The organism is Thauera sp. AutoDN2 (genome assembly GCF_051280715.1).
Lineage (GTDB): Bacteria > Pseudomonadota > Gammaproteobacteria > Burkholderiales > Rhodocyclaceae > Thauera.
Genome location: NZ_JBNCAR010000015.1, coordinates 52,721 through 73,369 on the forward strand (window position 1 = coordinate 52,721; position 20,649 = coordinate 73,369).

General features: G+C 59.6%; 17 protein-coding genes. 10 read left to right on the forward strand and 7 right to left on the reverse strand.

The window, feature by feature from the left end:
- Positions 1 to 1,137 precede the first annotated feature (1,137 nt).
- Together ACPT9U_RS10155 and ACPT9U_RS10160 are read left to right on the forward strand one after the other, a co-directional pair.
- Positions 1,138 to 2,289, forward strand: coding sequence for a replication protein (locus ACPT9U_RS10155; RefSeq protein WP_435750828.1), 1,152 nt, complete (start codon positions 1,138 to 1,140; stop codon positions 2,287 to 2,289).
- A gap of 15 nt (positions 2,290 to 2,304) precedes the next feature.
- Complete coding sequence (locus tag ACPT9U_RS10160; protein ID WP_435750829.1) at positions 2,305 to 2,904, forward strand: DUF4926 domain-containing protein; 600 nt, start codon at positions 2,305 to 2,307, stop codon at positions 2,902 to 2,904.
- Here the strand turns inward: ACPT9U_RS10160 and ACPT9U_RS10165 are convergent.
- The 3 genes from ACPT9U_RS10165 to ACPT9U_RS10175 form a co-directional block, all read right to left on the reverse strand.
- A complete protein-coding gene (locus ACPT9U_RS10165; RefSeq protein WP_435750830.1) occupies positions 2,890 to 4,008 on the reverse strand; it encodes a HigA family addiction module antitoxin in 1,119 nt (372 codons plus the stop codon). The two genes, ACPT9U_RS10160 and ACPT9U_RS10165, sit on opposite strands and share 15 nt — an antisense overlap.
- A 15-nt stretch (positions 4,009 to 4,023) precedes the next feature.
- Complete coding sequence (locus ACPT9U_RS10170; RefSeq protein WP_435750831.1) at positions 4,024 to 4,320, reverse strand: type II toxin-antitoxin system RelE/ParE family toxin; 297 nt, start codon at positions 4,318 to 4,320, stop codon at positions 4,024 to 4,026.
- A 146-nt stretch (positions 4,321 to 4,466) separates the two neighbouring features.
- A complete protein-coding gene (locus ACPT9U_RS10175; RefSeq protein ID WP_435750832.1) occupies positions 4,467 to 7,301 on the reverse strand; it encodes a class I SAM-dependent DNA methyltransferase in 2,835 nt (944 codons plus the stop codon).
- Between the two features lie 483 nt (positions 7,302 to 7,784).
- Between ACPT9U_RS10175 and ACPT9U_RS10180 the strand changes: the two genes are divergently transcribed.
- From ACPT9U_RS10180 to ACPT9U_RS10210, 7 genes are all read left to right on the forward strand, one after another.
- Entirely contained in the window at positions 7,785 to 8,708 is a 924-nt protein-coding gene (locus tag ACPT9U_RS10180; protein WP_435750833.1) for a hypothetical protein, read from the forward strand.
- 1,180 nt (positions 8,709 to 9,888) lie between these two features.
- Positions 9,889 to 12,747 carry a conjugal transfer protein TraG N-terminal domain-containing protein gene (locus ACPT9U_RS10185; protein ID WP_435750834.1) on the forward strand — a complete coding sequence of 953 codons (2,859 nt, stop codon included), beginning with the start codon at positions 9,889 to 9,891 and terminating at the stop codon, positions 12,745 to 12,747.
- Between the two features lie 315 nt (positions 12,748 to 13,062).
- Positions 13,063 to 13,686, forward strand: coding sequence for a hypothetical protein (locus ACPT9U_RS10190; RefSeq protein ID WP_435750835.1), 624 nt, complete (start codon positions 13,063 to 13,065; stop codon positions 13,684 to 13,686).
- A gap of 17 nt (positions 13,687 to 13,703) precedes the next feature.
- Complete coding sequence (locus tag ACPT9U_RS10195) at positions 13,704 to 13,961, forward strand: hypothetical protein (protein ID WP_435750836.1); 258 nt, start codon at positions 13,704 to 13,706, stop codon at positions 13,959 to 13,961.
- 29 nt (positions 13,962 to 13,990) lie between these two features.
- Positions 13,991 to 14,266, forward strand: a complete 276-nt coding sequence (locus ACPT9U_RS10200; RefSeq protein ID WP_435750837.1) for a hypothetical protein — start codon at positions 13,991 to 13,993, stop codon at positions 14,264 to 14,266.
- Positions 14,267 to 14,804: 538 nt separating this feature from the next.
- Entirely contained in the window at positions 14,805 to 16,547 is a 1,743-nt protein-coding gene (locus tag ACPT9U_RS10205; protein WP_435750838.1) for a DNA topoisomerase, read from the forward strand.
- Between the two features lie 103 nt (positions 16,548 to 16,650).
- Positions 16,651 to 16,908 carry a hypothetical protein gene (locus ACPT9U_RS10210; protein WP_435750839.1) on the forward strand — a complete coding sequence of 86 codons (258 nt, stop codon included), beginning with the start codon at positions 16,651 to 16,653 and terminating at the stop codon, positions 16,906 to 16,908.
- Between the two features lie 153 nt (positions 16,909 to 17,061).
- On the opposite strand, the gene ACPT9U_RS10215 is transcribed toward ACPT9U_RS10210, so the two are convergent.
- The 3 genes from ACPT9U_RS10215 to ACPT9U_RS10225 all read right to left on the reverse strand — a co-directional run bounded on the left by ACPT9U_RS10215 (position 17,062) and on the right by ACPT9U_RS10225 (position 19,409).
- Complete coding sequence (locus ACPT9U_RS10215) at positions 17,062 to 17,487, reverse strand: hypothetical protein (protein WP_435750840.1); 426 nt, start codon at positions 17,485 to 17,487, stop codon at positions 17,062 to 17,064.
- 505 nt (positions 17,488 to 17,992) lie between these two features.
- On the reverse strand, positions 17,993 to 18,448 hold the full coding sequence (locus ACPT9U_RS10220; protein ID WP_297358950.1) for a hypothetical protein: 456 nt from the start codon (positions 18,446 to 18,448) through the stop codon (positions 17,993 to 17,995).
- A gap of 43 nt (positions 18,449 to 18,491) precedes the next feature.
- A complete protein-coding gene (locus ACPT9U_RS10225; RefSeq protein ID WP_435750841.1) occupies positions 18,492 to 19,409 on the reverse strand; it encodes a tetratricopeptide repeat protein in 918 nt (305 codons plus the stop codon).
- A 116-nt stretch (positions 19,410 to 19,525) separates the two neighbouring features.
- On the opposite strand from ACPT9U_RS10225, the gene ACPT9U_RS10230 reads away from it, so the two are divergent.
- Positions 19,526 to 19,795, forward strand: a complete 270-nt coding sequence (locus tag ACPT9U_RS10230; protein WP_297358954.1) for a helix-turn-helix domain-containing protein — start codon at positions 19,526 to 19,528, stop codon at positions 19,793 to 19,795.
- A 417-nt stretch (positions 19,796 to 20,212) separates the two neighbouring features.
- Here the strand turns inward: ACPT9U_RS10230 and ACPT9U_RS10235 are convergent, their stop codons facing one another.
- Positions 20,213 to 20,545, reverse strand: a complete 333-nt coding sequence (locus tag ACPT9U_RS10235) for an SOS response-associated peptidase family protein (protein WP_435750842.1) — start codon at positions 20,543 to 20,545, stop codon at positions 20,213 to 20,215.
- Between the last annotated feature and the right edge of the window lie 104 nt (positions 20,546 to 20,649).

Sequence of the window (20,649 nt, forward strand, 5' to 3'; positions counted from 1 at the left end):
GCTTGTGACAGCATCATTTTGTGGCTGAGCACATTTACCCCCTCTTGCTGATTTTCATGCTGATCGCTGGCTTGTCGGTTATGCGGAACGTCGACAACTGGTGTTGCGCGGGCGCGGGGAAGGAGATCAGGGAGAGGTGGTGGATCGTGCCCGCGCTCATCGTGATGGGTTTGTTGTTGGTTTTTGCTGGGAACACCGAGTCCCACGAGCTGCTCGGCTTGATGATCGTTTTTGTGTCGGTCCTGTCTTTTTTGAGTCTTGCTGTTTGCGCGGCTGTGGGCAGCGGATGTGTTCCAGGCTACGACTTAATCAGCGTTTTTTCCGCGGGCTTTGAGGCAGCCTCTGCCGAGCCTCGCGCTCCAACTGACCCCCCGCGCACCGCTGGTCGCGCAGGCAGGGGCACACCCACTTTGGTGCGCAGGGTGTAGTGCTCTCCGGGCGCTCGCGCGCCCCTTCCTGAGCTGACCTAGTAGCGCTAGCACCTATTCGAAATGAATAGGTGATTTGTGAGAAATGAAGTTGAGACCATCGGCCCGGCGGATCTCGCGGCCATCCTGCATGTTTCTAAATCGTTGATTTATAAGGCGGCGAATGGGCATTCGCCGCTCTTGTTGCCGCCCAGGATAATATTGCCTGGCTCAAATCGGCTGCTTTGGATAAGAGCAGATGTTCTTGAGTGGCTGTGTGCCCATCGTCAGCAGAGCCAGGAGTCTAAGTCTGAGCCTGTGCTTGAGGCTGCTCCCGCTCTTCGCCGTCGCGGGCGACCACGAAAGGAGGAGTCGGTAGCGCGCGCGCGGGGTGCAGCGTGAAGCCCCGGCGGAGCGCGTCCCAGGTGGGGGGTGGAGCAGCTGAATTTTGGGATGATGAACTCCAGCTTTTTGCAACCGGCATTGTTCGAGCAGCAGTGCAGAAGCTGCTTCTCGCGCGCTCAACAAAAGCGGAACTCGAGGCTTGGAGAACCCTTGAGTCTGAGCTGAGCAGGCGGCTGATCGAGCAGCTTGGCTGTGATGCAGAGGTCATACTTTTCCAGGTTCGGCTTGAGCGTGAGCGTCGGAAATCGGCCAGGGGGAAATTATGACCCCGGGCCCGGCTCCACGGTTTCTCCCCGCCCCCCTGATCAACGCACGTGCCGCGGTGATGAATCCCCTGTTCTGCCAGGACCTTTCACGGACTGCGCGCAAAGCGCTTTTTGGGGTACTTTCGTTCTACACGCTCGGCCGTCCGGACAAGCCCGTGTTCGCCTTTCGGGACACGCTGCTGGCGGAAACCTTCCTTGATAGCCGCTCCACGCTTTTTCGCGGCCTCCAGGAAGCCGAAGACAAGGGCTACATCCGTCGGGAGCAAGTCCGCACGTGGGGCCGCCGCTGCTACGGGCAGTTCAGTCGAAGCCACATCTATTTTCTTGACAAAGCGCTCGTGATGCTCGGACTGGCAGATCCTCGACCGATCTCGACCACGCCTGCCGCAACGCAGGACTCCTCGATTGAGGAGGACGAACAGGACACGGGCGTTGATGTATTCGATGACTCGCTTCACCAGGCCGAAATCATCGAGGCGTGGGAGGACGGTCGCGCCGACTGGGAGGATGACGAAACAGGCTGGGAGGCGGACACGGCCCCCTGGGAGCCCACGGCCGTCGATTCATGCCCCACTTATCCACAGGCGCCGTGTCTCGTGGTGAGACACGGTATACAAGAGAGTGAACCTACCCTTGATCTACAGCTAAAAGGACAGCTTCCCACGCGCGAGTCCCTGCCCGACCCGTCGTCGCTGAAGGATTCTTCTGAAAACATCGATCCCCACACCCGTCTACCCCACGACGTGACGCCACTCATGAAGCTTGGTGTCTCCAAGACGCTGATCTGCACACTGATGGCCTACGCCAAGCGCCAGGGTCAGCAAGGGGCTCTCGGCGCAGCAGTGAAGCTCTTTTGGAAGCACATCGAGGACCTGAGAGGCCGATCGGTCTTTGCCTACCTGCGCAGAATCCTCAGCCAGAAACGCGACTACGCCTACCTGCTCAAGCAGCAGGCGGCGAGCGCGATCGACGGCATACTCACCCCCTCAGCCATGAAGCGACTGGCCGAGAAGCTGGCGGTGCTGCTTGCACGTGGGGATGGTTTCCAGGTCCGTAACGCCGAAGGCCAAGCGATCGGGACGCTGCGCGCGAACGGTGAAACCGGATACGTCGAAGGGTTTGATCCGAAGCGCGGCCGCGTTGCGATGCCGGCTAACCTGCGCTTCATGCAGGCGGTGGAAGAGGGGCGCTTGCATCTGCGCCAGTGCTGAGCAGGGGTACGTAAAATGAAATTCAGAACTCTTGATGTAGTTTCAACCATCCAAGCGCTGCCCGAGCAGCGGGTGGGTCTCGGCCAGGTCGGAGCTGTGGTCGAGGAGCTCGATCATGACCACGTTCTCGTTGAGTTTGCCGATTTGAAGGGTGTCGCCTTCGCGATTACCCCCATCCCTGTGGGGCTGCTGATCAAGCTGAGCTTCTCTCCCGAGATTGCCAGACAAGAAAAAAAGCCGGCGAGGGCGGTTGAGCGCTTCTCGCCGGCGAGCCTGTCATCAGGCCTTGACGTAGATTGGGAAGGCTCGGATCCCGCACTGGCGAGCCCAGAGCCGGCGTCCGTTCTTCAAAGTGATGTACGGCCTGAATATGAGCTTCACCCCGTCAGGGATGGGGAGAGGCAACTTACCCTGTGTCGACATGCATCACGCACCTCCTTTCCAAGCGAAGGATTGCCCGGCGGAGCGATGCAGGATAGACTCGTAAGTCGCCAAACCGCAGAGTCATCTGCACACCCCGCGCGCAACGTGTCGCTGGTCACGCTGCATTTCGGGAGTTCAAACGGTCACGGTCTTCGACCCCGTGGCCGTTTGTTTTTGTTACTGCGAGGCTGATCCCCAGCCGTCGAAAACCGCGTCTTGCAGAACGTGTTCCCGCACGCGTACCTGGTGCCTTCGAAGAAAATCGTGTCGGCCTAGCTTGCGTTGTAGTTGGCCTACGACGAGTCCCGGATGCACGTTGATGTTGAGCGCGAATTGCAGAACCTTCCTCTCCGAGAAATAGGGCTGGACCTGCAAAACGAAGGCATCAAGTTGTTCAGTAGGAACGCAGAATGCGGAACCCGCGTTGTTAGCGCGAATTTCGCACTCTTCGGTGCTCTCTGCCGAACCACCTATGTCGGAGTCGATGAAAGCCTCATCGCTGGCCTTGCCATCCTCGCGAAGAATGTGTTCGATCTCGTGTCTCAGGACGAACCAGAAGTTGTCGACCCGGTCGAACCGGAGCGTCATGCCGATGACCGGACGCTCCTTATCTAGCCAGAAGGCAGCTCCATCGATTTTGGTTCCAGGCACGGCCTCAACGAAAATCAGCCGTACTCCAGCCTCTGCCAAGATATGACTGACATGTCTCGTGCTCTCTGGCTCAGCCCGGAGCGTTTTGAGCTTCTCGACGGCGACTCGTAGCTTCTCTTCCGAGTAGATCTCCACATCTAGCCTTTCCGCCAGCGCCCTGACCCGAAAAAGCCAAGCTTGCTGAAGGTTCGTGGCATCAAGGTGTGCATGCGTCTTCTTGGCGAAATGAAGGAGCTTTGGTTCGGCGTTGATGTCCTTGAGGCAAAAAAAATCGCAAAAACGACGCTCGAGAACATCGAGGTTTTCGCTCGCCTGAACCCATCCGCGCTTGAGTATCTCGCGGACAGGAAACCGGCTGTAGAGCGCTGCCTTCCGGGAAACGCTGTTGTCGTCGATCTTGATTTTGGAGAGCTGATAGTGGTTCTCCAGCGAAAGCCAGTATTCAGCCGACGTCCCAAACGCATCAGCGAGACCCCTTGCTGTTTCGGGGGTGATTGCACGCTTGCCTGAGATGAGCTCACTGATGAGACGGGGCGGACGCCCCATGATGTCGGCTAGCTCCTGCTGGCTCCAGCCGCGCTCCTCTAACTCTTCGCGCAGAAACTCTCCTGGCGGGAATACCTCCGCTGGCGTTCGTGCATTCATGACTGCTCCCCCCGCTTAGTGATAATCGACGATTTCGATGATGCCGACGACCTTGCAAGGGTGATTTCCCCTGATCTCTAACACTAACCTCCACTTCTTGTTCAACCGGATCGAGTGCTGTCCTTCTCGGTCGCCCTTGAGCTTCTCGAAATGGAGAGACTTCAGCGCATAGAAGTCTCGTTCGTCGAGGAAGCTTCTAATCTGCTGCATCCGTTTCCTGTATGCGCTCACGACTTCTTGTGAGAGCCCGGCGGTGAACTGAGCGTCGGTTTCGAGTCGGTCAAGGTCATCGTCGTCGAACTCTACTTCCATGGTGGAATGTACTCTTTGTGTTGTTAGAGGTCAATGACCAAAATTACACATGGTGTAAAGATGGGTTGTTCGCATTATACATGCTGTCGTCGATTGCTCCGGACACCCTGGGGTTACGGTGGAAACCGCGTAGCTGCGCCTGGCTGCTAGCTGCCAGCTCGTTCCAGATTCAACGCGAGCAGCCTGCGAAGGATCTCGTCATCGGGCATTTCAGGCGTGTAGTCCGTCCAGCCGTAGGCTGCAGCGACAGCGACATCCAGCGTTTTATGTGCGCGATCAAGCCAGGCCGGGCGAAGGTTGTAGAGGTTCGTCAGCGTGCGCTTCTTCAGCTCGGCCTCGTGGCCAGGTTTCGGAATGATCCGGTCAGGGTAGCCCGGCACGACTTCCGGGATGCGATCGACCCATTCAGCCGGGTTCAGCCAGTTCTCTCGCAACTCGTTGAGCCGGCGGGCAGCGGCGGCGATCGCTTCAGCCTGGGGGCCGGTCGGGGCGCCTGCGGCCGTGTCGGCGGGCGTCATGCCTGCGGGGAAGGGGAACGTCTCGAAGGTCGTCGTGGGCGTGTAGCGCGGCCGATCCTCAAGACTGGTGCCGAGGCGAAGGGCCCAGAGCTCGTGGAAGCGTGAGTGCAGAATCCCGAACGTAGAATCATCTGTGCGAGCAACTACGATAAGAGCTTGGTCGGGGCAAACCGCCTTGTCGAGCCAGACAAAGAAGCGATGCTTCGAGTGGGCGATCGTTGCGATGTATCTGGGCAGGTTCGCTAACGCTAGCCGCATAGCTGGACGCGCTTCGGCGTGCCGCCACCAGTAGCGGCGGTAGGACTCTCGGTTGTTCTGCAGCCGTTCCGGTTTGACGACGGTCTCAGCGTAGGAAAAAGGCGCCTCGTAGAGTGAAGCGTCCTCCTCGGTAATGTCTGTGCCGTAATCGATTATCCATCCGTCGCTGGCGCGGCCGGCTAGCATCAAGCCGTTTGACCAGCGGCGCACCACATCGGAGTTCGGCTTTCCGTTTGGGTTTGGCAACACCAGCCACTGTCGTGCGAGCGCGCCATCGATATTGAATGACGCCTTTTTGGAAGTGCCCTGAAAACTGGCTCCCCGGTTCTCTGCGAGAAGCCGTGCTTGTGTCACGTCGATTCCCGCGGGGGTGAGGTCAGCATTGATTCCGCTCACGGGCGCTCCGTCGAGCATAGGCCCGCGACCTGGCCGAGCGGAGGTGCGAGTGTAGGCGACCAACGAAACTCGAACCGCAGCTCCATCGTTGACCCACGGCTCGTCACTCCAAGCCTCGAAGATCCGTGTCGATGCCCCGATTCTCTCCAGTACTCGCCTATTCATCCCGCCTCTGATCGAGTTGGTGGCAACTAGGCCAACTGCATCACAGTTGCCGACCTCGACCGCTGCCCGAGCTTTCTCGAACCAGTAAGTCACAAGGTCAGCGCCACCAGGAACGCGGCCCTCAAAGCGACTTCGGAGTCCGTCGGTGTAACTGCTTCCGAGCTCACCACGCATGACGGAGCCTCCCAGAAACGGCGGGTTCCCTACTATTGCATCCACCACCGGCCACTCGGCCTCGCTCCCGTCTTCGTTCAGTAGCGCGTCCCGGTTTTCGATGTGATCCAGGCGTGCGAGGATCGGGTTTCTCCGGCAGTCGTAGCCGTGCTTGAGCATCCATTGAATCTCGCCGATCCAGACCGTCACCCGGGCGAGCTCGGCGGCGTAGGCGTTGATCTCGATGCCGCGCACGTTGTCGGGACTGGTCTCGATGGTCAGCTGGCGGTGCAGGCCCAGCGCTTCTGCATCCAGGTTGGCGCGGTGCTCGAGGTCCTTCAGCGCGCGCAGGGCGAGATACAGGAAGTTGCCGGAGCCGCAGGCGGGATCGAGGACACGGAAGTTCTTCAGCCGCTCCAGGTAGCCTAGAAAAAGCGCCTGTGCTTCCTGTTCGGCCTTTTGCGAGCCCTTTCCTCCAGCGTGGTACTTCTCGACCAGCGGGGCGATCCTGGCCTTGGCGGCTTCCCATTCGCGTTCGAGCGGTTCGACGATGACCGGCTTCACGAGCTTCATGATTGTGGTCGGATCGGTGTAGTTCGCCCCAAGCGGGGCGCGCACCTTCGGATCAAGGCCGCGTTCGAACAAGGTGCCGAGGATCGAGGGCTCGATCGCGCTCCAGTCCATGCGGCTTGCGGCGAGCAGGGCGCCGATCTCTTCAGGGGCGAGTTCGAGCACCTCCACGTGCTCGAACAATCCTCCGTTGAAATAGGCGATGTCTTCCAGGAGGAAATCGCCGCCCTTGCGCATCGCTTGGAACATCTCCGCCATCGACACCGCGAGCTTGGCCGGGTCGCCCTGGCGCTTCGCGATGACGCGCTCGAAGAGTTTCTTCGGCAGCAGGCCGATGTCCTCCGCGAACATGCAGAACAGGCACTGGATGAGGAAGTGCGCGATCTTCGCGGGATCGTGCCCGCGCTCGGTCATGGACTGCGCGACGTCAGCGAAGCGGCCGGCGGCATCCTTGGTGATGTCGAGCACCGTGCGGCCGGGCCTGAACTTCTCCGGATCGGTGAACAGCCAGCGCAGCCGCTGCAGGTTCTCCGGTGTGCCGATGTCCTCGAGGCGGATCGTGTAGGTCTCGCTTGGCGTGCCGGTGAAGTGGGTGTGGATCTGGGTGATCTCGCGATTGCTGACGACCAGCAGCGGCGGGTTGTCGAGGGCGAGGGCGTAGGTCATGAGCTGGCGTAAGGCGCCGGACAGGTCACCGCCAGGGCCTTTGTTCTCCCAGCCGAAGTGTCCGCGCTTCCAGACGTCTGCCCAGCCATGGCCCGCGCCGGTTCGGGTAGCGCCGCGCTCGAAGCAGTAGGTGTCGGGGTCGTTAGGCGGCTCCACGCCGAGCACGCTGCAGAGGTCGAGGAAGAAGGCTTGTGAGCCGGCACGCTCGGAGAGCGGGTTGTCCTTCCACTTGGTGATGAACTGGGCTGGGGTCATGTCGGGCGAGTCGGTTGGCATTCAGCAAGCATGATTGTAGGGGAAACACACAGGCTGATTGTGCGCTCGGGCGTTTTTCGGACGTCGGACGTCCAATCCTCGACGGGGCTCTGAAAAATATTTCGCAGAGAGGGTCTTCGTTTTTGAAACGTGTGGAAAATTAAATTGAAGGGGTGCTCTTGCCCCGGGATCTCAGTTCAAAGGAGAAGTAGAAAATGGCAATTCGGTTGAAATTGAGCTGGCCAACCCAGAAGGCGTTTCGATATCTCGAGAAAGGTCTTGCAGTTGCGTACGTGGTTTTCATCGTCTACGGCATGTTTGCATTCCAGGACCTGTGAGATGAATGTGAGACCAAGCCTAAAGGGGCCGTTGATCAGGCTGGCCATCCTGGGTGTGTCGCTTTTTTACCTTGGCGTGCTCTATGGCCGCAGTGAAACGCTCAAGATCTTTCAAGCAAGCGGTTGTTTGCTCGGGGGGTGAGACATGAATAAGGCGCGAGCAGCGCTTGACGCGGCCCTGGCGTGGACGCACAGCCGGGCGCGGGGCGAGCAGAAAATCAGAGACGTTTTGAAGTGGTTGTACAGGTGGGGTTACGCGTCGCCATTCTGTGTCGACCTGGTCACCGGAACCCGGCGACGTGGCTTTGCAAGCCGGTTGCAGAAGAAGGGCTTGGTAAAAATCACCCCGAGTGCGGCCGGGCGCTCGCTCCGTGCCGCCCCAGCTGCTTTCGTGACGCTGACCCCGGCGGGGCTGGAAGAAGCGGAGCGGCATCTTGACGTTGGTCGAGTACCGCTTCCGCTGGTCGACCCGCTGAGAATCAATCAGCAGCTCCTGCGCCACAACGAGTTCGCGCAAAGGCTTACTGCAGGTCGGTACCTGGCGCGAGAGATCGTCGACTATTGGACGGAGCGCGAAATTGCGACCGGCGCACCGGGCGAGAAACTGCCGGACGTTGTCTGGCAGCCCGCGATTGACGAGCTGGGTACATATTCCGTTGAAATTGAGCTCACGGCCAAATTTGACCGACGCCTGGATGAGTTTGTGCATCGATCCGTTCAGTCGCTCAAAAATGGAAAGCATGCCTTGGTTCTGGTGTTCTCAGACTCGCCGCCGCTGCTGGAACGCTACCGTGCAGGTTTTGCTGCAGGGGCAAGCTATGGGCTGTGGGAGCGTGAAAACACGCGACACTTTTCGCGGGTCGAGAGCAAGAAAATCGAGCAGAGCGAGGCGACTCGCGTGATCGTGCGTGACCTCGAGCAGGAGCTCGATCGTCTCGAACGCCTCCGCGATACCGATTATTGTTTGCAGGAAGATCGCGACTGGTTCGAGACCGAGGCGGGCCTCGCATTTTCCGGGGCAAAGCCCTCGGGGCCGGCGGACGAGCGGAAGTTGTTCGAGACGCTCTAGCTTGGGCGCTGCAGTTGGCGTGGCATCCAGATCTGCATCCAGAACTGGGCACAGATCTGCATCCAGAAATGGACACAGATCTGCATCCAGAAATGGACACAGCAATTAAAAACTGGGCACAGATCTGCACACAGAACTGGACACAGCAAATAAAAAACTGTGCCCAGATCTGTGTCCAGAACTGGGCACAGATCTGCACACAGCGCGAGACGCACAAACCATCGGCGTAAAAAATGGCGTCAACTGTTACGTCATCAGTGAAACCGAAGCGCCTCTAATAGCGTAAACAATGACGTCAACTGTTACGTCATTTTGTGCGTCAACTGGGCGCACAAAGGCCGGCCACGATACTGCACGGCATTCAGCACGCTATTCATCAACTGAGGCCGGCCATTCTGCACGGCATGATGTACGTCTCATTGCGCAATGGCGTGCTGTATGCCGTGCAGTATTCCGCGCTTGGAAACGTGCGATGCTCACGCCGCTTTGCGGCTCCGCGCACTGGGTCGTCCGGCTGTGCCGAACTCCTTGCCGTGCTTGGGCTCCGGGCCTGCGGCCCTGCGTGGGCTGGGTCGGGGCAGAGCCCCTCCTTGCCGCCCTTTGCCGGGGGCGCCGCGCAAGCGCGGCCACCCCGATTCGCAGGCAGTCCTCCGATGAATCTCCGGACTGGTCGCTATGGCGACCTGCCGCTACCCGCCGTTTTTCTCGCGAGCGAGAAAATCCGTGGGGCCCGCGCGGCAGCCCTCCGCTTCGCTTCGCCCTTGCAGGGTGCGATTCGGGGTGGCCGCGATCGCGCGGCGCCCCGGGGCTTTGCCCCCCGACCCGTTTTCCCGCGCGACTCCGCTTCGCTCCGCAAATGCGCGGGAAAACGGGCGGCCCCCCCCAGCCGGGTTGCCACCCGGCCCCCGGGGGCCATTCGGCCCCCCGACCCTCGGGGTCGGCTCCCCCGCTGCCGCGCGTGGGCGGCAGGGCTTCGCCCCCACCCGGTCGAATCGACCGGGCGGGCCCCCTACAAACGAATGTCCTCTTGTTCGGAGACGGGCGTCGACCATTTGAGCATTCTGCATCGCTCATATAAGCGGGCAATTTTCCTAGCGAAAATATTTTTCGGATGACACCCCAATCGTTTTGAAAACACCCCAGAGAATAAAAGTGAGGTTCTTATCTTTGGAGGGATTAAATGGACTGGGTCATCTATGTCCTGGGCGATCTTGCGCTCATTGAAGCCGTTCTGAACGGCGTCGCGATGGTGTTCAACTCCGACTCCTTCCGCGGGAGCGGAGGTTTTGGCGGCGACGCCATTTTCTTGGTGATGCTCTTGAGCCTCGTCGGTGTCATTTTCTGGGCGCTGAAAGACCAATGGCGGACCGTCAATCCATCGGTAATGCTGATCTTGTTCATCGTTTGGATGAGCGCAGGATTCACCCGGGCGACCGTTTTGCTCGAGGATGTTTCCACGGGGTCCGCCCGTGCCGTGGACAACGTGCCGCTCCTGGTGGCCGTTCCGGCATCGATCGTAACGACCGCGGCGGTGAAGATCGGTGAGTTGTTCCAGACGGCCTATAGCACCACGGGCGGGACGGTTCCATTGACCGATCACGGGTTCGCCAATCCGTTGAAACTGATGCTGTCCCTTCGCAATACGGTTGCGTTCGCGCCGGACCTCGTCGTGACGTACTCGAGCTTCGCGGAACGCTGTGTGGCCCGGTACATGCCGGACTTTTTCTCGGACCCCAATGGCGTGCTGAACTCTTTCAACACCGCCACCCCGCCGGCGGAATGGGTCTGGATGCGCGCGCCGTACTACAACCGCAATTCCACAGTACCGGCTGGCAGCATGCTGACCTGCGCCGAGGTTGCCGAGCGTCTCGCGGCCGACTTCGCACAGTACATGGGTGGGCCCGTGAACAAGCAGATCGGCGCTGCCATGGGTGTGAGTCGCCCGGATGGTGCGGCCTTTGGCCTCGATCAGCTCGAGGATGCTTGGCTTCGCATGAGCGCGACTGCGGCGGCCGATGTTCAGTCTGCGGCTGCGCTGCTGGCGCTTGGCCAGGCCGCCAGCAACGGTTATCGGTGCGGCATCCTGCAAACGACGGATCTCAGCTCTTATCTGCAGTGCGTTCAAGCCCTTCATGACCAAGCTGAGCGCTTCAACATCGACGCAGCCAGCGCAGGCGCTGGCTTCACGAGAACCATGTCGAACTCGATGAGCTTTTTGCTCGCGCTTTTCATTGGCTTGTCACCCCTCGTGATGCTCGTCGCCCTCGCGTCTGGCCCAAAAGCCTTGGACCTGCTGGGTAAGTACGTGATGTTTGGTGTGTGGACTCAGTCCTGGCTGCCTGCGGCGTACCTGCTGAACTTTTTCGTTCTCTTCAAGTGGAACGAAGCGATCTCGCGGCTCATGAATGAGCATGGCGGGCTGACACTGAGCGCCTTGCCAGGTTGGTATGAGCAGACCGCGAAGCAGCTTGCCGTGGCGTCCGATCTGATGGCGGCCACCCCGCTGATCACGCTTGCGGTGCTCACCGGCTCGTATTTTGCCCTTGCGAAGTTTGCAGATCGAATGAGCGGGCGTGATCACTCGGACGAGCGGCAACTGCAGCCCGCTCCGACGGCGGTTGGGGCGAATGTCGCGGTCGCACCGCAACGCATCGGTACGGGCGCGGTGGGCTTTTCGGCGGAAGGCATCGCCGCCACGAAAATAAGTTTCTCGGACTCGAACGACCAGACTCTGGCGTCCCGTGCGAGCAAGCTGGAGGAGTCGTCTGCGGCCGTGGCGAGGATGACTGGCGAAGGAACCAGCTTCGCGAGGAGCTGGGAGGCGGCCAAGCAGAATCTGAGCAGTTCAGGCTTTCGCGGTGCACGTGAAGTGGCCGAGACGATGAACTACGTCGATTCATTGTCTCGAACGCTGCAGGAAAAACACGGACTCTCCAAGGAAGTGGGGGATCGCATCCAGGGTGTTGCAAAGGCTGGAGTTGCCCTGGGCGGGAGTGGACTCGCGATGAGCGGGGATTTCACTGGCGCGGGCAAAGAGGGGCACGACTGGATCGCCGGAACGGACCAAGGCCGCGCGTGGAAAACCGAGTTCGCGCAGCGGGTGGGATCGGCCGCCTTCCGTGAAAACGCCGACAGCGACGCAACCCGTCAGGCCTTCAATCTTTCATCGACTGAGCGAGACGAGCTCCAGCGCACGCTGAGCACCGCAGAAAAAAGCGGCAAGAGCTACGAGCGCGCAGCGGCTCTGAGCCGGTCCGGCAAGCTCGATTACAGCGGCGACTACAACCAGACCCACCAGCGTGCATCGGGGGCTGGGCTAGCCCAGGAGTTGGTTGCCCTGCACGCGAACCTCATCAATACCGACGCCGGCTACACATCAGGCTTCTCCGATCATTCACGCCGCGCGACTTTCCCCGCGGGCATGGGCGGCGAAGCGCGCGACTTCAATGACGTCCAGCTTGGCGTGATCGTCGCGGCACTACAGTCCGCCGGGCATCACGAAACCGTGACCGACATTGGCTCACGCATGGCGGGTCTGCCTGCTGGCGGTTTGCATGGACTGGGAGCTCGTGATCATGCCGACTTGTCGATGGACGTTGAGGCGAGGGCACAGCAAGCCACGAGCGAGGCGCCGCAGTTCAGCCCGGAGGCAGCCCAACTGCAGGCCGAAGTCGCCGGACGCATCGCGCAGGGCGCAAGCCCGGTTGCTGTGCCGACCCAGGCGCCGCCGCCACCGGGGAAGATGCGTGCCGAGGTGCTCGATCGGGATGTCGCGCCGGTCTCCGAGACCCCGCCGGCAGATCTGGGCCCCGGCAACCTCGCCACCCAAGAGATGCGAGAGCGGGTCACCTTGGGAACGGTCGAAAACGCGCAGAACACCGCGGCCACCGCTGGCGTGGCCACGGGCTATGTTGGTCACAAGACCATGCAGGCCGTCAAGGACGCGGGGAACGAGCTGTTCGGGATTGGGCGCAACACGATTCCCAATGAAGCGCCGCCGGCAGGCTATCAGCAGCGCGTGGACGCGATTCCGCGCTGAGGACTGCCGCATGTCGAAACGTTACCGTAACACCAAAACAGCGCCCTGCTTGACAGCAGGACGGAGGGCGCGGGGCAGGCCCGCGCCGGCAGGCTTGTTTCGGCCGCAGCCCGTTGACGTGCCCCTGGTGCCCGATGCCTGGCCTGACATCCGGTACCGCCCTTTTCGCCGACCTGTACCACCGCGCGGTCATCGAGCAAGGCAACCCGCTTCGCGGGCGCGCATGGCGCGACCTTGCGCGATGCCCTTGGTGCGCGGTGGTCCTGGACGGCGAGGCGATACCGACTGTCAGACCAATCCACAAGGAGCAGAACCATGAGCACACCAACACACGTCCGAAACAAGCCTGCCACCAACGAAGCGGGCGTTCCCCCCGCACCCCCCGAGGACTCCTCCAACCGTCAGGTTTTCGATGTGCTTCTGGACGATGTCAGAGATGGAAAGTGGGTGTTTGTAGAGCCGGCAATGGCCCTGCCCACGCCGCCAAACGCCGCTGAGTGGGCTTGCGGATGGGCTGGACAGCGCGGGGTAGCAACGTCGTCAGGTGAGGGCTGGTGGCGCTTTCAGGCGTACCACGATCAATCGCTGCGGCGGATGCCCGAGCTCGATGACGTCGCCAGGGATCTGATCGGCTGGTGGTGTGAAAGCAAGCCCAAGGGCTTTGTGGCGCCCGGGCACCTCGTTCCGGGTGTCGCCGGCGGATTTGTTGCTGACGAGGCCGCAGCGCTCACCGTCCAGGTGCCGCCTGAGTTCGATGCCTTGTGTGAGTCGTATGGGATGGATGCGTCAGCCGTCCTGAGGGGCTTCATGGCCGATGCAGCAGGCCTCATGAACTGGGTCTCTTGTCCGCGAGCAGATGGATTCTCGAGCAATGGATCGGACGAGCGAATGATGGCGCAGGACTATCTGGAACGGGCTTACGGGTGCCGCCAGTTCTAATTTTAAGGGGAAAGAAGATGCAAGATCAGATTGAAGAAAGGGACGTGGCCGAGGGTATTGGGACGTTCTACGGCCTGAGGCACTCGCATTCCGCGAAAGAGCTGCTCGAGGCGTTCGAACATGCCGTCGCAAGCGCGGATCAATGCGAAATCCTGGAACTGGTTCTCATCGCGATGTCGGAAATGGGAAAGCTCGAGAATTCACCGCCAGTTTGTCATTTCGTTGAAAGGGCAAAAGCAGCGTGGTTGCAGCGATTGTGTATGGTTTCTGTCTGATTGTTTTTTTACCAAGGAAGGAGTTCGAAATGAGCAAGATGCAGCAGATGGAGCAGGAAGACGAGGTGGCTTGGCGGGGATGGTGCGGCGGTGAGCCGCTTCTTGTACCCGCAGATCACGAGTGGATCGCAGGAGAGTCATTCTCGTGGGGGCTCCTGCGCGCGGCAGGAAAGGAAGGGGACGGATACTGGGCCTTGGAGTGGAGCGACGCTCATTCTGAATATCGCGCCATATTCTTCCATGAAAACAGTGATCAGGCCGCGTTGCGGATGTTTTCTGAACTCACAGACGACCTGACCCGCTAACCCTATAAAAAAAGCCCGCTGCGCGGGCTTTCTCGCCCCCGTCAGGGGGTGGGTTCTGCAACTTCAACCCCCGCGTGCGCGGGGAACACAATGAGCAAGCCCTGGGCGGCTGGATTCGTAACCTTCAACCCCCGCGTGCGCGGGGAACACGTTGAGCTTGAGCAGCACACCCTGAGCATCAAGCTTCAACCCCCGCGTGCGCGGGGAACACCGTGGCTCGAAGCCGTCTGCGAAGAGGTGATACCTTCAACCCCCGCGTGCGCGGGGAACACCACAACCAATTATAGCAGCGTGGCTGCAGCGATTGGGTATGGTTTCTTCCTTCTCCTGAAACAGAGAAAGTCGATTTGCTGGAGGTCGAGAATACTGGAATGATGAATTTACACAAACCGAGAAGGAGAAAGCCATGGACCTGCAACAAGCACTCGTCGCGCTCGGATGGTGGTGGAACAAGCTCGGGCACCTAATGAGCGACGCAGAAATCATCACGCGGGCAATCTGGGCGAACAGGGATCTCTAACGGTCCGAGAGGAAACGCATGCGGCTTTTCATCACAGATAAACCTTCGACCGCGCGGGCCATCGCTGATGCGCTGCCGGGTCCCGCAATACGTGAAGAGGGGTTCATACGGGTCGGTGACGATGCAGTGACCTGGACTGATGGTCCGGCCCTCGAACTGGGAATCGACGAGGGCTCAGGCAACACATCGAGCCTCAAAACGTCGAAATTAATCTGGCGAGCTGATACCAAGCCTCAGCTTCGAATCGTCAAGAGTTTGTTGGATCGGGCGACGGTGGTGGTGCATGCGGGGCCGCCGAGTTGCCAAGGTCAAATGTGGATTGACGATGCCGTGCGATTTCTGCGTCACAGCGGGGCATCGCTGCGGCTCCTCATGCATGCGACGGATTCCGAGTCGATCAAGACTGGGCTGTCCCAGCTTGTTCCGAACGCCACGTTCAGGGATTCGGCCAGGGTCGCGCGGTTCGAACTGGAGGCGGATTGGCTGTTCGCATGGAACTTGACGCCGGCGGTGTGCAAGCGCCTGGGGATCGAAACAGCCTTACGGTTGGGGCGGCTTGAATGGCCGACATTGGCGTTGATTGCCCAGCGTGACCGCGAGGTTGAGCATTCGGCTGTGGCGTCCTACCTCAACAACGAACTGACACTCGAAACCGAGGATGGGCCGATTGCGCTGACGATTTATCCCCCTGCATGCGAACTGGGAGTATGGGATTCAGCAGAGGTTCAGGGCCTCGACGCAAAGCTCTCTGGACTCGAATTCGCCACTGTAAAAGTCAGCGAGACAGTCCAGACTGAGCCGCCGCCTCAGCCGTTTTCACTTGCGACTTTCCAGGCCGCAGCGAATAGCCGCTATCGTTGGTCTGCCGCGAAGTCCCTCGAGCTTGCTCGATCCCTCTATGACACGAAGAACCAACTGGTCACCTTCCCTGTGACCGACTCTCGGTATTTGCGGCCGGAGCAGGCGGCAGATGCCCTCAGAATCGCGCGGCACATCGTTGAGCATCGGCCGTTTGCGATGTTGAAACCATTGCTTCCATTGCTTGCACCGCAGCCTACTGTCTATGATGCTCAGGCCTCGAAGCGGAATGACCCGTCAGACGTATTCGAGCGGCACGCACTTGTCCCCACAGTCAGGCCTGCCGACTTTCGGAGACTGACGCCCGATCAGCAGAATGCGTGGTTGCTGATCGCTGAGCAGTTCCTGATGAGCCTCCTTCCTTCGTATGAAATTGCTGTTACGACCGTCAGCTTCAGCCTTGGTGAAAGCGGCAAGGGCGGTGTACTTGAAGCGATTGGTGAAGTCTCGCTGAACCAGTCAAAAAGCTGGCGAGCGCTTGCGCCGTGTACGTACCGTGCGTTGCCCTTGATCCAGGATGGCGCTCGCCTGCGATGCCTCGGTCACCGCATTGTTGAACACCAAGCTCGAAAGTTTCATTTCACTGAGGAGACCCTTATCGAAAGAATGAGTCGCTGTGGAGAGCCGGTGATCGGCAATGCCGAGACGCGAACTGAGGTCATCGAGTCGCTCAAGCGGAGTGGCTGCGTGATCGTGCGTGAGGGGATGATCATTTCTACGGAGCAGGGCCGGGCGATCCTAGAGCAAGTTTCTCACAATGTGACCGACCGCGATGTCGTGTCGAAATGGGGAAAACGGATTCAACTGCTCAGCACTCAGTCGGTGGATGAGGCGGCTGTCAGTGCATTGAAGCAAGAGCTCGAAGAAGAGGTCATGGCCGAGGTGGTGTTCGTACACATCTAAACCAGTTGTGCGGCACGTGTGACGGCTCGGTGCCTCCAACGGCGTTCCGTTGATGGCCGGTGCTGCGAAGACGGGACCGGCTTACCTCATTGAGGATTTGATCATGCCAAAAGTCTTCACCGTTTCGTTCGCGGACAACGAGACGATGCCGGACTGCATCGAGGCGATGGCTGCCGACTTGAGCATCACCCCCGAGATGCTGATCCGACGCGCCCTTGCGGCACATCTCGGAGAGTACGGGCTTCAGGAGGTTCCGTCCGGGGTGAAGGTCAAGAGCATCACGGAATTCCTGATTCACTCGGGCGTACTCAAACCTGGCGCAGGGGAGGATGAGCAATGTCTGCGCTCAGGGTCCTCATAGGGCGGCTGGAGACCGCAGATTTATCCACAGATTCTGTGGATGACAAGCGGCATGTCTCGGGTGAAGCCGCAGCCTGACGGGTTTTTGCTCGTTGCCTGAAAATGCAGCGAACGGGTACGACTGACTCCGGAGGCGCTCAGCCGTGCCACAGTGTCACTCGTACCAGAGGTCGGTTTTGCAGTTGCTGCAGGCCGCGATCGTGGTGTTCGTCTTGTACACGGTTCGTCGCCATATCCCCTTGCGGCCGCAGGTAACGCATCGGTGACTACCATCGGTATCACGGGCACCCGGCAAAGCCGAGTAATCGCTTCGCCGAATACGCCCAAAAAAGCTCCCTAGAATCAGCGTAAGACCAAGAACAACGATTCCGGCGGCGATTCCTCCGCCTTCTCTGCCCAACAAGAGGAAGCCCACCGTCAAACCACATCCAACGATGCATAGCTGAGTAATCAGCTTGGAGCGCCGTAGCGTCTTCAGGGCAGCTTGACCGGCAAAAGGTTGGCCGACTATCACGAATCCACGGCCGGGTTTTTCCAGCGGTGTTTTGATCGTTTTTCCGCACGCCTTGCAGAACTTCACATCGGTATCGTTCGCTGTTTGACACGTTGTACAACTGGGCATTATTTCTCCGGCGGCAAGAGTGCACCATTGTGGAGCGTGATCTGAAGGTGACCGCAACGCGCTGATTGGTCGTTATCGACCCGTAAGGAGGCTTGTCAGCTTTTGCAGCAACGACGGAGGGTCGGGGATGAATTCTCGCCAGGCTTTGCCGTCAAACCACATGGTTCGTCCGTCGTCATAGAGACGGTAGCTCTGGATCGTGAATTCATCGCAGCGCTCGCAGTAGCCTCCGGAGTCGACGAGCGCGACCTGTGCCGCTGGGCGACTGACCTTCCCTCGCAGAAACACGTCCTCGATTGGATGGTCGCAAAAGCGGCAACACATCATTGGTGCGGAGAAGCACTCGCCGGTCGCAAACTCCACTGGAAATGAGTCGCTCAGGCGATCAGACCTCATGAGCGCGGCGTGCTGTGTAGAGAGGCCGTACTTCATCGCGTGGCGCCCTGGTGAGGGCTCATCTTGGTCAATCGCCCAGTTGCGCAGAGGGTGCAGGCAGGCATGCGGGCTCACAAGGAATCAGATATTTCCCCTCACCGTCTTCGGCAAGCCGGTACCAGCGCTTCGTTACGAGTTCGGGCATTCCTTCCCAGACGGGGCGCGAGAAGATCTTCCCAGTGTTCAGCGGGGTGATCTCGCCCTCCTTGTGGGAGTAGGTGACGTAGATCATCGGGGGCTTCTTCACCTCAAGCGCTGGGGCGGCTTTCGTGCCCGCAAAGACTGCGACACCAACCTTGGTGACGATGTCTGCTGAGATATTCAGCCACGGAACGAAAAGACCTAAGTCAGGGTTGCTGATGTCGAAGTCGACTTGCTGCAGGTAGACGACATCTCGACCTTGAGGGTCCTTGGGAATTGAGGAGCATCCGACGCTTAGCGCTGAAGCCGTGACAATCAGGAGCGTGGCAATTTTGGCGTACATGGATCGACGTCCAGGTGGTTGATTCGGACACTGAAGCCCATGCTTATTGCGGCCAGGTTTTCGTTGTGGTGGGAATCGGTTTGCCAACTACCCATGAACTGGCAAGGGCCCGACCCTCAGCGATTTGAGCGTCGCTCAACATGGCCTCCATGCGTTTTACCGACGGGGGGCCATCTTTCGATCCTAGTTGCGACGCAATTTTGAAAAGCACGTAAGCCAGAACGTGATTCTGTTGGACGTCAGTTCCCTTTACGTGCTTGACGCCCAAGTTGATGGCTGCGTCTGAGTTGCCGAGTGCCACGGCTTTTCTGAACAAGGGAATGGCGATTTCCCGATCGATCGGTGCGCCTCCTCTTCCTTCGTCGTAGATCAGCGCAAGGTTATTTGCCGCCGTTGCGTGCCCTTGATCTGCGGCCTTTGACCACCAATGGATGGTGTTGACATAATTTTGGGGAACGCCTTCGCCGAGAATGTACATAAGCCCCATGTCGTACTGGGCATTCACGTAACCTTGCTTGGCGGCTAGAAGCATCCATTCTCCAGCTGTCTGGATGCTTGCGCGAGGCACCCCCTGGCCTTTCGAGTGCTGAAGCGCCACGTGGTATGTGGCTTCTCCGTGCCCTTGTCTGCTGGCTTGCTGAAACCAGTCAAGAGATTTGGAGAAATCTTGTTTCGTTCCGGAGCCTGACGCGTGAAGCAGGCCGAGAACGAACTGAGCTTCTGGGTGGTTTTGTTCAGCCGCCTTCAGATACCAGGTCATTGCCTCTGCGAACTTCCTGTTCTCAAGGTAGAAAATGCCGAGTTTGTTCTGAGCTTCTGCCGATCCCTGCTCAGCAGCCTTCGTCAGGGCCACTACATCGATTTGCGCCGGGTTTTGAGCAAATGCGCTCGCAGTCGGGATCGACGCTGCACCGCCGAATATCGCGATCGCGACCAGTGCGGATCGAGCGGTATGCATCATGACTTCTCCTTGACCTGATGAGGCTCTCGAAAGGAAGGGCTTCATTATACGCGAAGTGCATGAATGTGACGCAAACGCGGCTGACGTAAAAGCGGCAGAACCTGAGACTGCGGCGCATGAACACGTCACAGTCGGCGCCTTGCCCGCGGGGCAGGGGGCACGCTCGGGAGTTACTCGCGCTGAACCTCATCCGTCTTCGACGGCAGAGGGGGTGGTCGCAGGAACTTCTGGCGTTCGAGGCCGGCTTGCACAGGACGTTTGTCGCACACGTGGAAACCAAGCGCCGGAACATCTCGCTCGACAACGTAGAGCGCTTGGCGGCAGCGCTCGGGGTCGAGGTGTTCGAGTTGCTGGTGCCCACAGCTCGAGATGAGCCTTTGGGGTAATGGCGACGCAGATTTTCACGATCGACACCACCCGGTCCTGGGGCGCGATCGGAAGAGGCGTCAGGCTGGGCCACAGGCCGGACCCCGCCATTATGCGTAGATCCCAACTATGAACAGTTCCGGCGCGGTCCGCGCTATCGGACGGGCGCAGCGTTGGTGTGTGGTGCCTGCGGCCTGCACAACTTAGGGTCTTGAGGAACTCGGCCAGCAGGCGGCCGCTTTAACGGCGTATCCATTCAAGCTTCTGCGATTCGGCTAGTTTCCAGGGTTATCGCAACGATGCACATCGCATTTTCGCTTGCTCCCCACTCCGGTCGGCTGAACCGTTATTTTTTTGCACAATTCCTCGTCAGGGTATGGCTGTTCAGGCGGAGAAGAAGTGCTTGTGATTCCCCATGGCTTGATAAACGTTGGACCTCAGCGGGGTACCGATTCAGCTACAAACGCCTCTGGATCGAAACCCAGGAAGAATTTACGCGCAGCATCTACCGACTTTGCTCGCAGCCAGTCTCCCCAGGCATCGTCGGGCAGGATCACCACCGAGCGCTTCTCGTCGCCCGGCTTGTGGAATCGCTGCATGAGGGGATGGCCATCGGCGTTGATCGTCAGCATGGTCATCGACCAGTGCAGATCCCCGGCCTTGTCCTCCCTGTGCTCCCAGAGCCCGGCAATCCCCATCGGCTTGCCATCTGCGCGCCGGATTGCCCAGCGCACCGATTTCCCGGTCTCGTAGCAGGGCTCGAAGAGCACCTCGGCCCAATGCTCTCAACTTAACGCTCCCTTATAGGACATATGCAAATGTGGCTTGCTTCGGGGCGGTCGTGGGTAGCTTCTGCCTGGCTGGATGCGGCATC